Genomic DNA, 12,877 nt, shown 5'->3' with positions numbered 1-12,877 from the left:
ATGACCGCGGCGCAGGACTATAGCGCTGTGTCAGTGACGACCGCAAGAGCGTGCTTGTCGGTGTTCAGGGATGGCGTTATTGTCGGGCGCTTGCCTGCCTGAACGGAGCCTGCCTGCCACCATGAAAAGTCGTTTGTTGCCTGTTTTGCCTGTCTTGATCAGTGCCTGTCTGTTGCTGATGTTGTCCTTTGGTTATCGTGCCGGTTTCGGTCTTTTTATGCAGCCCTTGTCCTCGGCTCATGGCTGGGGTCGGGATGTGTTTTCCATGGCCTTGGCGATTCAGAATCTGGCCTGGGGCGTGGTTGCTGTGCTCGCCGGTGGCCTGGCGGATCGCTATGGCAATTTGAAGGTGCTGCTTGCTGGCGTGGCCTGTTACGCCGCCGGTATGGCAGGCATGGCCTACGCTGCCAGCGCCGGCGCCATTATCGCGACGGCTGGTTTGTTGGTGGGTGCCGGTATTGCCGGTACGGCCTTTGGTATCGTTCTGCCTGCTCTGGTGCGCGCCGTGCCGGAAGAACGTCGCGGCTGGGCGCTGGGTTTGGGGACCGCTGCCGGCAGCTTTGGTCAGTTTCTGGTGGTGCCCTTGATGCAGACCCTGGTCGACGCCGTCGGTTGGTTCCAGGCGTTGCAATGGTTGAGTTTATCGGCGCTGGCCATGGCCTTGCTGGCCATTCCGCTGGCGCCTTATGGCGGTGCTTCCGATACCTCGAGCCCGGCCATTGAGGCTTCGCTGTGGCAAATTCTGCGTCGTGCCTTTGGCGTTCGTTCTTATACCTTGCTGGTGCTTGGCTTCTTTGTCTGTGGTTTTCACGTCGCCTTTATTACCGTCCATATGCCGGGCTATGTCGTCGATCTGGGTTTTGATGCCAAGGTCGGCGCCTGGAGTATCAGCCTGATTGGCCTGTGCAACGTTATTGGCGCCTATGTGGCGGGTGTGCAGAGTGGTCGCCTGCCCAAGCAACGGATACTGGCGTTTATTTATCTGGGTCGGGTGGTGGCGATTACGGCGTTTTTGCTGGTGCCGGTCAGTCTGATCAGCATCCTGGTATTCAGTGCCGTTATGGGGTTTCTGTGGCTGGCAACGGTACCGCCAACGTCCGGTCTGGTGGCGGTGTTTTTCGGTACCCGTTATATGACTTTTCTTTATGGCGTGGTGTTTCTCAGCCATCAGTTGGGTAGCTTCAGTGGCGTCTGGCTGGGTGGCTGGTTGTATGAGACCTTCGGTCATTACGATGGCATCTGGATAGCGGGCATCATTCTGGGTCTGGCTGCGGCGGCCCTGCATTGGCCGATTCGTGAGCAGGACGCCAGTGTGCAGTTGCGTACGGTCTGAGTGCGCTCAACCACAGCGTTCTTGTTATTAATCCTGCTATAGTCGCGAGCCGAATTGGCGGCTCGCTGATCGTTTTTGTTTAAGGATTGTCATGTCTGACTCTACCCAGACCAGTTTTCGCTCACTGTTGCGTCTGCTGCGTTATGCCCGTCGTTATCGTCTGCGTCTGATCGGTGCCGTTGCCTGCTCGGCGATCAACAAGCTTTTTGATATTGCTCCGGAAATTTTGATTGGTATTGCCATCGATGTGGTGGTGAATCAGGAAGCCAGTTTTGTGTCGCGTCTTGGCTTGGCGACACCGGAATCGCAAATTACAGCGCTGGCCATACTGACCTTTTTGATCTGGGCCGGCGAGTCGATTTTTGAATATATGTATCAGATTTTGTGGCGTAATTTGGCGCAGCGACTGCAAGCTGATTTTCGTCAGGATGCTTATGAGCATATCCAGAAACAGGATCAGAGCTTTTTCGAAAATCGCTCCAGCGGCCAGTTGATTTCGGTGCTCAATGACGACGTTAACCAGTTGGAACGTTTTCTCGATGGCGGCGCCAATGAACTGGTGCAAATTCTAGTCGCCGTGGTTGCCGTCGGCGCGGTGTTCTTTGTGATTTCACCCTTGATTTCTGTGCTGGCTTTTACCCCGGTGCCACTGATTATCTGGGGCGCTTTCTACTACCAGAAAAGAGCGACGCCGCTGTACGCCAAGGTGCGCGATCAGGTCGGCCGCCTGGCGACTCGCCTGGCCAACAACATTGGCGGAATGAGCACCATCAAAGCCTTTACCGCCGAACAGACCGAAGCCGCTCGGGTGCGCGCCGACAGCGAAGCTTATGCCGAGGCCAACCGTCATGCCATCGCCGTCAGTTCGGCTTTTATTCCCATCATTCGTATGGCGATTCTGACCGGCTTTTTGTTCACCTTTGTCATCGGCGGCATGCAGACACTGGACGGCCAGTTAAGCGTTGGCGCCTATGGTGTCTTGGTATTTTTGACCCAGCGTTTGTTGTGGCCGTTGACGGCGTTGGCGCAGACCATCGACCTTTATGAGCGGGCCATGGCCAGTGTGCGCCGAATTCTCGGTTTGATTGAAACGCCCATCGATATTCCTGACCAGGGCACGCAGAGTTTGGCGGCGCCGGTGCGTGGTGAGGTGGATTATTCGGCGGTGAATTTCGTCTACGGTCGTACCGGCGTTGGTGTGCATGACATCAACTTTAAGGTAGCGGCGGGAACCACAGTGGCCTTGGTCGGCGCGACCGGCTCTGGCAAGTCGACGCTGATAAAATTATTGCTGCGCTTTAACCAGCCGCAAAGTGGTGAAATTCGTTTGGATGGAACGCCTACCGAACAACTGACCTTGCACGCTTTGCGTTCTGCCATCGGTCTGGTCAGTCAGGATGTGTTTTTGTTCGAAGGCAGCATTCGCGACAACATCGCTTACGGTCGGCCGGACGCGAGTGAAGCGCAAGTGATCAACGCCGCCCGGACCGCCGAAGCCTGGGAATTTATTGAGCGTCTTCCCGATGGCTTGGATACGCCGGTGGGTGAGCGCGGCGTGCGTTTGTCGGGCGGCCAGCGCCAGCGCTTGTCACTGGCGCGGGCGCTGTTGAAAGACCCGGCCATACTGGTACTCGATGAAGCCACCAGCGCTGTTGATAACGAAACCGAAGCGGCCATTCAGCGTTCGCTCAAACATATTTCCCACGAACGCACCGTCATTATGATCGCGCATCGGTTATCGACCATCGTCCACGCCGATCAGATTCTGGTGCTGGAACAGGGGCGAATTGTTGAGCAAGGTCGCCACGATGAACTGGTCGCTCAGCGTGGCGCCTATTGGTCACAGTGGCAGGTGCAGACCGGCGGCGCGGCCTGATTTATCTCGCCTCAACTAGACCTTGATGGTTTCCGGATCGCCACCGTCACGACGGCTGGCGATGCGTGCTTTCAAGCGGCCGATCTGCAGCAGCAGAATGGGCACCAGCAAGAGTATCAAGAGGGTGCCGAAACCGAGGCCGAACACCATACCGACGGCGATGGGTTTGAGCAGGGCGGCATCGACACTGGTCTCAAATAACAGCGGAATCAGACCGGCCATGGTGGTGATCGAGGTCAGAATTACCGGCCGTAATCGCGACAGCGAGGCTTCGACGGCGGAGTCATAAAGGCTCAGCCCATCGTCGTGCAGTCGCCGGAATACGGTCACCAAAATAATGGCGTCGTTGATCACAATGCCCGATAGCCCGATCAGACCGAATACCGAAATCGTCGATAACGGCATGCCCATTAACCAGTGCCCGATAACGGCACCGGTTAAACCAAAGGGCACGGTGATTAAAATGGCGAACGGCCACAGCCAGGATTCAAACACCCAGGCCAGAATCAGATAGATCAGCAGAATGGAAATGCTCACCGCCAGCAGCGTATCGCTGAAAAAGGATTCCAATTCTTCGGCCTGGCCGCTGATTGAGCTGTCCACATCAAAGCGGGCGCTGATGCCGGGCAGGACGGTGTCTTCCAATACCGGATAAAAATCCACCAATTGGTCGCCGTTGTAAGTGGCGGTGACTTCAACCTCCAGTTGACCGTTGCGAGACGTGATGCGATTCAGGCCCTGGTCAAACTGAAAATTGACCAGGCCACCCAGCGGTCGGGTGGTGCCGTCGCTCAGTTGAATCGGCAGATTATCCAGCCAGGCATCGCTCTCGCGCTGACGCTCGATCAGTTGTAACACCACCGGTATTTCCTGATCACCTTCCTGCACCGTGACCAGCGTTTTGCCCGATAACTGACTGGCGACCTGGCTGGCCACGCTGTTCATATCGACGGCTGCGGTTTGTGCCGCCTGGGTCAGACTCATCTGGTATTGCTGACCATCCAAAGGCAAATCATCGGTAATATCGCTGAGCACATCGGAATAATTCAGCAACTCCGTTTGCAGCGCCAGGGACGCCTGTTTCAGTTCCTGGATATCATCGCCCACTAAACGGATTTCCAGATCGCCACCGCCACCGGGGCCACGGAAAAAACGACCGCTGGAATAGGCGCGCACCACCGGCGGTAGTTCGAATTCGTTCTGCACGCGCTCCAGCACTTGGGCGTTGCTCAACGCCCGGTCGGTGTCGCTGCTCAGCGTTAATTCCAGAGAGGCGCGGTCGGGTTCATCGACGCTTTCAAACTCCTGCACGATGTTGGCGATCAGGCCGCCGCCGACTGAGGCGTCGATGTTTTCAACCACCGCCTGTAACTGATCGATTGCCGCTTCGGCTTCGGCCAGGGTGGTGCCGTCGAGCATATCGAGGGTGATGTTCATGGTCGGCTGGTCGAGCGACGGCGAGGGTTCGAATTGAATGCGGCCGCTGGTCACAGCACCCAGGGTCAACAAAGCGATGGCAAAAACGGCGGCGACAAAGATGCTCGATTGCTGCAGCGCCTGTTTGACCAAACGCTGAAAGGGACCATCGCGAAAACGATGAAAGGCGTCTTCAAATTGTTGCCGGCGCGCGCTCATCGGTTTGGGTTTGGCGTTATGGCCGAGGTGACCAGGCAGGATGATAAAACACTCCACCAAAGAGGCGATGATGGCGGCGGTGACGACGGTCGGAATATCGACCAGCAAATTGCCAAAAGAACCGCCGATCAACAGCAGCGGCATAAAGGCGGCGATGGTGGTCAGGCTCGAGGCAATGACCGCCGGCATCATGCGTTTGGCGGCGGTGCGTGAGGCTTGCTCAGGCGATAAACCCTGAGATTCCAGCGCTGCAGCATCTTCGGCCACGACGATGGCATCGTCGACAATGATGCCGATGGCGATCACAAAGCCGAACAGGCTGATGGTGTTAATGGTGGTGTCGGAATAACCCATAAAGGCGAGAGTGCCCATAAAGGAAACCGGTATGCCGGCTGCCACCCAGAGCGCCAGACGGGTGCGCAGAAAGACGAATAACACCAGCAACACCAAGACCATGCCGGCGATGCCATTGCTGATCACCAGATTGAGCTGGTCCTGAACCACCTGCCAGATTTCGTTGTACTTGTGCATGCCGACGCCGTAGGGCAGTTCGTCGACAAAGCGATTCATCCAGTTGTCCAGCAGCTCGGCGTTTTCCAGAGTGTCTTCACCGGCAACACGGCTGACTTCGAGTTTGACCGCCGGCATGCCGCCATAACGCAGAATATCGGTGTTGTCGTAAGCCTCGCGAATATCGGCCACCTGCGACAGCCGAATCACGCCACCGGCGTTTTGCGCGATGATGGCGTCGCTCAGGGCGTCGAGCGTCCAGTCGGGTGAATCGGTCACTAAGGAGGTGCTGTTGGCACCGACGGCCAGAGTGCCGGCCGGTGTGGTATCAAACTGGGCGCGGATGCGTTCAGCCAGGGTGTCGAGCGTCATGCCCAGCGAGCCGAGGGCGGTCAGATCGACATCGATCACTCTTTTGCTTCCGGGCACGCCAGACAGTTCGACCACCGCTACGCCTTCCGCCAATAAAGACTGCTGCGCCTGATAGCCGATGCTGGCCAGATCGCCACGCGGCAAGTCGCCGTAAATCAGTACCGAAGCCACGGGTTCGGTGACTTCGATTTTTTCCAGGTCATCGATGGTTACCGTCGACGGCAAGCCAATGTTATCGATGGCGTCTTCGAGCGTGGCAAAACCTTCATCGACGCTGAGGCCGTCTTTAACCGCAGCAAAGACTCGATGACCACCGTTGTAGGAGACGGCGCGGACAAAATCGAAATCGCCGCTGTCCATCATTTCCTGATCGAGCGGGTCACCCAGTTGAGTGCGGATGGTGTCGACGTCGGCGTTATCCCAACTGAAGGTGGCGCGCACCAGCGGCAGTTCAAAATCCGGAAACAGCTGCGAACGCACCGACTGCAAACCCCAGATACCGGCGCCGATGACCAACAACATCATCAGGTTGGCGGCCAGGCGGTGGCGCAGTATCTGATCGTAAAAGCCGCTCATGAAGCGTCACCACTTTGAGTGGCGGCGGCGGTTTCATGGCTTTGGCCGACGCGAGTGACGGGCGTACCGTTGGACGGTTGCGACAGCCGAGTGGTCAGCACCGTTATCGGTTCGTCTGATGATGCCGCCTCATCAAACGTCACCAGCGCCCACTGTTTGCCGTCACGTTGTTGATAACCCAGAACCCGGACGGTTTGCATGCTCAACGCGCCATCGACCAGACGATACAAACGGTTGTTCTGGTAGATCGCATCCTGGGGCACGGCGTAGCTGCGCAGCGTCGGCAGTTTCAGCTGCAGCTCAATGGTTTCGTTGATCAGGACAGGAATGTCAGCGGGCAGGGCGACTTCCAGTGCCACAGCGCCGGTTTCGGCGGAAGCGGCCAGGCTGGTGACGGTCAGCGGATAGTTGACGTCATCGATGATGGCTTCGGCTTCGATGGCCTGGCCGCGAATGCGGCGATACACCGATAACGGCACCTGAGTGCGCGCAAAGAGAGAGCGGCGGTCAACCAGTGTCATCAAATTGGTGTCGGCCGCGATGCGAGCGCCGCTGGCAACATTGATACTGACGACTTCGGCATCAAAGGGGGCGGTCGGTTGCAAGTCATCGGCGTCGGCTTGGGCTTGCTCCAGAGCGATGCGCGCCTGCTCCAGTTGCGCCTGTTGTTGAACTAATTGGTCGGCATAAATATCGACGGTCAACTCGGCGCTGCGCAATGCCTCTTCGGCAGTCTGTAAGCTGGCGGCGTTGGAGTAACCCTGGTCGTTCAAAGCCACCTCGCGTTGATAGCTGGCGCGAGCATTGGCCAACGCCGCCTGATTCACTTGATGCTGGCGTTCGGCGATGCGAATCGCCGCCTGTTGTTGGGCGACCGCAGCCTGTTGCTGGCGCAGCGTCCATTCGATGGAATCAGCATTGAGTTCAAGCAGCGCATCGCCCGCGCTGACGGTTTGACCGGCCTGGACGGCGATGTCGATCACTCTGGCTTCGGCCGGAACGGTTAGCGTTTCTTGTCGTTTAGCATCGACCTTGGCTAATAGTGGAGTGGTGGGGGCATGATCGGCCAGTGTCACATCAATGGCTTCAACCTGGACGGTGTTGCTGCTGGCGTTGCTGCGTCCCCAGCGCGAACCGGCCAGACCGGCGCGCATGCTCATAGCGGCATTGCCACCACGCTGGGCGCCACTGTCAGAACCGATCGGGCTGCTCATCAATAGATAACCGCCGGCACCGACGGCCAGGATGACCGCGACAATGATCGACTGCTTTTTCATTCACTACTCCCAAGGCGCCAGGGTGCTGACCGGCCAGTCACATTAAAAAAGATCGAAGAATTGCGCGACAGTTTAAGGAATAAAGATGCAGAGAAAATGCAGCGCTGCGGTCAATAAACCGTAAACACAGGCTGGTTATCGGGGTGACCGCTTGGTTTCGATCAGGTAGACTGCCCAGCTCGTTTCAGTCGGGTCACGGCTTATTCAGGTCGTCCGTTGAAATGTTGGTCCGATACGGTCCCTTGGTAGGGGTAGGTCGGGCCAGAGCAAAACCATTCAAAACCTGAAATATCCAACATGTGGCCCTTGGTAGGGGTCACCACTGAAGGAGTGCATTATGCCTGTTATTACCTTGCCTGACGGCGCCAAACGTTCCTACGACGCCCCCGTTTCCATTATGCAGATTGCCGAAGATATCGGCCCTGGCCTGGCTCGCAATACGCTGGCCGGACGCATTAATGGGGTGCGTGTCGATGCGGTCGATGTGGTCAGCGAAGATTCCGATATCGAGATCATTACGCCCAAGGATGACGACGGTCTGGAAATCATCCGTCACTCCTGTGCGCATTTGCTCGGACATGCGCTGAAACAACTCTATCCGGATGCCAAGATGGCCATTGGCCCGACCATCGAAAACGGCTTCTATTACGATGTCGATCTGGATCATCGCCTCACCGAAGAAGATCTCGACGCCTTGGAAAAGCGCATGATGCAGCTCGCCAAAACCGACTATGAGGTGGTGCGCCACAAAGTCAGCTGGCAGCAAGCCGTGGACACGTTCCGCGAGCGCGGCGAACCCTACAAGCTGGAAATTCTCGAGCAGAACATCAGCCGCGATGATCAGCCAGGCTTGTATCATCACGAAGAATACATCGACATGTGCCGTGGCCCGCACGTGCCGAATATGAAGTTTTGCCATCACTTTAAACTGATGCGTGTGTCTGGCGCTTACTGGCGTGGCGACAGCAACAACAAGCAGTTGCAGCGCATCTACGGCACCGCCTGGGCCGACAAGAAACAGCTGAAACAGCACCTGACATTTTTGGAAGAAGCGGCCAAGCGCGATCACCGCCGTATCGGTAAGAAGCTCGACCTGTTTCACTTGCAGGAAGAAGCGCCGGGTATGGTGTTCTGGCATCCCAATGGCTGGACCATGTACCAGGTGATCGAGCAATACATGCGCGCCAAGCAGAAAGCGCATGGCTACAACGAAATTCGCACACCGCAGATTGTCGACCGTTCCCTGTGGGAAAAGTCCGGTCACTGGGACAAGTTCGGTGATGACATGTTCACCACGCACAGCGAACACCGCGACAACGCGGTCAAGCCGATGAACTGCCCGTGCCACGTTCAGGTCTTTAACCAGGGGCTGAAAAGCTACCGCGATCTGCCGTTGCGGCTGGCGGAGTTTGGTTCCTGTCATCGCAACGAAGCGTCTGGTGCCTTGCACGGCATTATGCGCGTGCGCGGCTTTACCCAGGACGATGCGCATATTTTCTGTACCGAAGCGCAGATTCAGCCGGAAGTGGCCCAATTCATCGAGATGCTCAACGAAGTCTATTACGACTTTGGTTTTGACGATGTCATCCTGAAATTATCGACTCGCCCGGAAAAGCGTGTCGGCAGTGATGCCGACTGGGATCGAGCTGAAGCGGCTCTGGCCTCGGCGCTCGATGCCACCGGCAAGCCCTGGGAGACCCTGCCGGGCGAGGGTGCTTTCTATGGCCCGAAAATCGAATTCACGCTGAAAGACAGCCTGGGCCGGATGTGGCAGTGCGGCACCATCCAGGTCGACTTCTCCATGCCGGGGCGGCTTGACGCCCAGTACGTGGACGAGCAGGGCAACCGTCAAACACCGGTCATGCTGCACCGCGCCATCCTGGGCAGCTTCGAGCGGTTCACCGGTATTCTGATCGAGCAACACGCCGGTGCGATGCCGCCCTGGCTGGCGCCGATTCAGGCCATGGTGTGCAATATCACCGATGCCCAGGCCGATTTCGTCAAATCGGTCCAAAATCGGCTGATTTCCGCTGGGTTCCGGGCAGATGCCGACTTGAGAAATGAGAAGATCGGCTTTAAAATCCGCGAGCACACGATTCAGAGAGTTCCTTATTTGCTGGTTATTGGCGATAAGGAAGTCGAAAACGAGGCCATAGCGGTCCGTACCCGAGATGGGAAGGACCTGGGCACCATGTCAGTCGACGCCTTTATTGAACGTCTGACTGCCGATGTCGCCCAAAAAGGCCGTCTGGTAACAAACGGAGAGTGAGTTATAAAACGCAACGCGAGAGGCGCCAAACCTACCAATCGTCATATTATTAATGAGCAGATTCAGGCGGACGAAGTCCGTCTGATCGCGGAAGACGGCGAACAGCTCGGCATTGTATCGCTGGCCGACGCCATTGCGCGGGCTCAGCAATCCGAACTGGATCTGGTACAGATCTCTAATGCCGACCCCGTGGTCTGCAAGATCATGGACCTGGGCAAGAAGCTCTACGAAGAGAAGAAAGCCAAGGCTGCGGCTAAGAAGAAACAGGTTCAGGTGCAGGTGAAGGAGGTGAAATTCCGCCCCAACACCGACATTGGTGATTACAACGTCAAGTTGCGTAACCTGACCAAGTTTCTGGAACACGGCGACAAGGCTAAGGTAACGCTGCGTTTTCGTGGTCGTGAAATGGCTCACCAGGAAATCGGTATGGAACTGCTGCAGCGGGTCGCCAACGATCTGGAAGATTTGGCAACCGTTGAACAGCGTCCCAAGATGGAAGGTCGTCAGTTGACCATGGTCATGGCGCCAACCAAGAAGAAGTGAGGCTGCCCTAGGCAGCATCCCGAAGTGGTCCGCCACTTCGCACGTGGACGACGACTCTGCTTGAGTCGTCGTTTTTTAATGGCAACCGTTAGCTCCCGGATCCGGTCTGGTACCGAGTCCAGAAGGGATGCAAAGCGGTTTTCGGAAGTAGATCGGGAGATTGAAAATGCCAAAAATCAAGAGCAATTCCGGCGCTGCGAAGCGTTTTAAGAAGACAGCGAATGGCTTTAAGCACAAGCAGTCTTTCCGTAACCACATCCTGACCAAGAAAAGCACCAAGCGTATGCGTCATCTGCGCGGCACCCAGCAAGTTGCTGAGTCCGACGTGCCTTTGATCAAGCGCATGTTGCCTTACGTTTAACGGTCACCGGACTAGGAGGAAAGATAAATGGCACGTGTTAAGCGGGGCGTCATCGCCCGTCGTCGTCACAAAAAGATTCTGAAGCAAGCCAAAGGTTATTACGGTGCACGTTCACGTGTATTCCGCGTAGCCAAGCAGGCGGTCATCAAAGCAGGCCAATATGCCTACCGTGACCGTCGTCAGCGCAAGCGTCAGTTCCGCGCTTTGTGGATTGCTCGTATCAACGCTGAAGCTCGCGTGAATGGTCTGTCTTACAGCAAATTCATCGCAGGCTTGAAGAAGTCGTCCATCGAGATCGACCGTAAGATCCTTGCTGATCTGGCCGTTCACGACAAGGTCGCCTTCACCGCCCTGACCGAAAAAGCCAAGGCTGCTGCCTAAGCTTAATCGGTTCCGGTGATTGAAAACCCGCCTTTTGGCGGGTTTTTTTATGGCGGTTTGCAGCCTTTAACGCTAGTGAAAATATCACCGCTTGAGTAGTCTGAAGCTTTCGGCAAACAGACGTCGGGGTTATGGATTCCATCCGCAATTTCGTTCAGCTAACGACCAATATCGGCACTGCAGGCCAGCCAAGAGCAGAACAGTTTCAGTTGATCGCAGACCAGGGTTACCGTCATGTTATCAACCTGGGTTTATCCAGCCACAGCGATGCCGTTGTTGACGAAGATAAGCGACTTGCCGATTTAGGCCTGAATTACTTTCATATTCCCGTGCCTTTTGATCATCCCAGGCCGGAGCAGGTACGGCGGTTTTGCTTGTTGATGGACATGCTGCGCGACGACAAGGTGTTCGTGCATTGCATCATGAACTATCGGGCGTCGGCGTTTTTGTACCAGTATCTGACCAAACTGGCTGGCTACGATGAAGCCAGTGCCCGATCGCCGATGCTGGACAGCTGGACACCTCCTGCGGTCTGGCAGGAATTATTGTCCTGGACTCGCCAGGACATTGGTTTGGTATAGCGCGGTCATGATGAATCGACAGATTTGCAGGCTGGTAGTTCACCATAATGCGCTATTCATCGAAATAAGCGCCAGTCGTTGAGGCAGGGTGGATGTCAGAAAACATAGCAAGCGACCGCTTGATGTATCGACCCATAATAGCTACCGATTGGACAGATTTGGCAGCCATCCTTGCCAATGTTGAACATCTGCGTTTTAGCCAGTCGATGACGACAGCCGAAGATCAGCAGCGATATATTCATCAACTGGCCAGTCAATGGCAGCGCTTTGGTTATGGCGCCTGGCTGATTCAGCAGAAATCCTCAGCTGCCATCCTGGGTTGGGGCGGCATCATCGTCGATGAGCAAGAACCTGGTTGGGGACCTGAGTTAATTTATTATCTGGCACCGGATCAGTGTGGTTATGGCTATGCCACAGAGCTGGCAAAAACGGCCGTTACCTTTGCGCTGCAACAATTGGAATTGCAATCTATAGCGGCGTTTGCACACCCGAACAACCTGGCTTCCAACCGAGTTCTGGTGAAAGCGGGATTTGAATATCGAGACTATGTAGCGTCTTTAGATCGGCATTACTATTGCTGCACCCAAAGGATTGTAACGGAGGTTTAATCAATGGCGGATGCCAAGCAAGATCTTATTACTTTATTGCACCAACGCTTTAAAGCACATCCTGAACGTCATCTGGGCATCGATTGGTCCGAGGTGGTGACTCGATTGCTCGCCGATCCAGCCAAGCTCAATATCCTTGAGCAAATGGAACAAAGCGGTGGTGAACCCGATGTCATTGCCTACGACGATTCTGTTGATGGTTATGTGTTTTGTGACTGCGTAACGGAGAGCCCAGCCGGGCGGCGCAGCCTCTGTTATGACGATGCCGCCTTGCAGGCGCGTAAGAAGAACAAACCCAGTGGCAGTGCTATGGATCAGGCATTGGCGATGGGCATTGAGTTATTGAGTGAAGCCGATTATCGCTATTTGCAAACGCTGGGTGAGTTTGATCTGAAAACCTCGAGCTGGTTGGCAACGCCAGACAATATCCGTCAGCGTGGCGGCGCTATCTTTGGAGACCGTCGTTATGATCAGGTGTTTATTTATCATAACGGTGCTGATTCCTACTATGCGGCGCGCGGTTTCCGTGGCCGGCTAGTTGTTTGAGAGGGAGAG

General features: G+C 55.9%; 11 protein-coding genes. 9 read left to right on the top strand and 2 right to left on the bottom strand.

Annotated elements, in window-relative coordinates; genetic code table 11:
• The first annotated feature begins 121 nt into the window (after positions 1-121).
• A complete protein-coding gene (locus ABMA60_RS13780) occupies positions 122-1,333 on the top strand; it encodes an MFS transporter (RefSeq protein ID WP_392804063.1) in 1,212 nt (403 codons plus the stop codon).
• Positions 1,334-1,424: 91 nt separating this feature from the next.
• Positions 1,425-3,209 carry an ABC transporter ATP-binding protein gene (locus tag ABMA60_RS13775; RefSeq protein ID WP_392804061.1) on the top strand — a complete coding sequence of 595 codons (1,785 nt, stop codon included), beginning with the start codon at positions 1,425-1,427 and terminating at the stop codon, positions 3,207-3,209.
• A gap of 15 nt (positions 3,210-3,224) precedes the next feature.
• On the opposite strand, the gene ABMA60_RS13770 is transcribed toward ABMA60_RS13775, so the two are convergent.
• Positions 3,225-6,302 carry an efflux RND transporter permease subunit gene (locus ABMA60_RS13770; RefSeq protein ID WP_392804059.1) on the bottom strand — a complete coding sequence of 1,026 codons (3,078 nt, stop codon included), beginning with the start codon at positions 6,300-6,302 and terminating at the stop codon, positions 3,225-3,227.
• Positions 6,299-7,579, bottom strand: a complete 1,281-nt coding sequence (locus ABMA60_RS13765) for an efflux RND transporter periplasmic adaptor subunit (RefSeq protein ID WP_392804057.1) — start codon at positions 7,577-7,579, stop codon at positions 6,299-6,301. The genes ABMA60_RS13770 and ABMA60_RS13765 overlap by 4 nt, the downstream gene beginning before the upstream one ends.
• Before the next feature lie 337 nt (positions 7,580-7,916).
• On the opposite strand from ABMA60_RS13765, the gene thrS reads away from it, so the two are divergent.
• The 7 genes from thrS (at position 7,917) to ABMA60_RS13730 (ending at position 12,868) form a co-directional block, all read left to right on the top strand.
• On the top strand, positions 7,917-9,848 hold the full coding sequence (gene thrS / locus ABMA60_RS13760) for a threonine--tRNA ligase (protein WP_392804055.1): 1,932 nt from the start codon (positions 7,917-7,919) through the stop codon (positions 9,846-9,848).
• A 45-nt stretch (positions 9,849-9,893) separates the two neighbouring features.
• Positions 9,894-10,391, top strand: coding sequence for a translation initiation factor IF-3 (gene infC / locus ABMA60_RS13755; RefSeq protein ID WP_392804195.1), 498 nt, complete (start codon positions 9,894-9,896; stop codon positions 10,389-10,391).
• A 166-nt stretch (positions 10,392-10,557) separates the two neighbouring features.
• Positions 10,558-10,752: a 50S ribosomal protein L35 gene (gene rpmI / locus ABMA60_RS13750; protein WP_108165514.1), complete on the top strand. Its 195-nt coding sequence runs from the start codon at positions 10,558-10,560 to the stop codon at positions 10,750-10,752.
• A gap of 27 nt (positions 10,753-10,779) precedes the next feature.
• Positions 10,780-11,133: a 50S ribosomal protein L20 gene (gene rplT / locus ABMA60_RS13745; RefSeq protein WP_108124544.1), complete on the top strand. Its 354-nt coding sequence runs from the start codon at positions 10,780-10,782 to the stop codon at positions 11,131-11,133.
• 131 nt (positions 11,134-11,264) lie between these two features.
• Complete coding sequence (locus ABMA60_RS13740) at positions 11,265-11,714, top strand: protein tyrosine phosphatase family protein (protein WP_392804052.1); 450 nt, start codon at positions 11,265-11,267, stop codon at positions 11,712-11,714.
• Positions 11,715-11,806: 92 nt separating this feature from the next.
• Entirely contained in the window at positions 11,807-12,322 is a 516-nt protein-coding gene (locus tag ABMA60_RS13735; protein WP_392804050.1) for a GNAT family N-acetyltransferase, read from the top strand.
• A gap of 3 nt (positions 12,323-12,325) precedes the next feature.
• Complete coding sequence (locus ABMA60_RS13730) at positions 12,326-12,868, top strand: DUF4256 domain-containing protein (protein WP_392804048.1); 543 nt, start codon at positions 12,326-12,328, stop codon at positions 12,866-12,868.
• Positions 12,869-12,877: the final 9 nt, after the last annotated feature.

This window comes from Saccharospirillum sp. HFRX-2 (assembly GCF_043196805.1).
GTDB lineage: Bacteria > Pseudomonadota > Gammaproteobacteria > Pseudomonadales > Natronospirillaceae > Saccharospirillum.
Note: the sequence above shows the minus strand (reverse complement) of the source record. Positions and strands in the feature narration are given on the sequence as shown.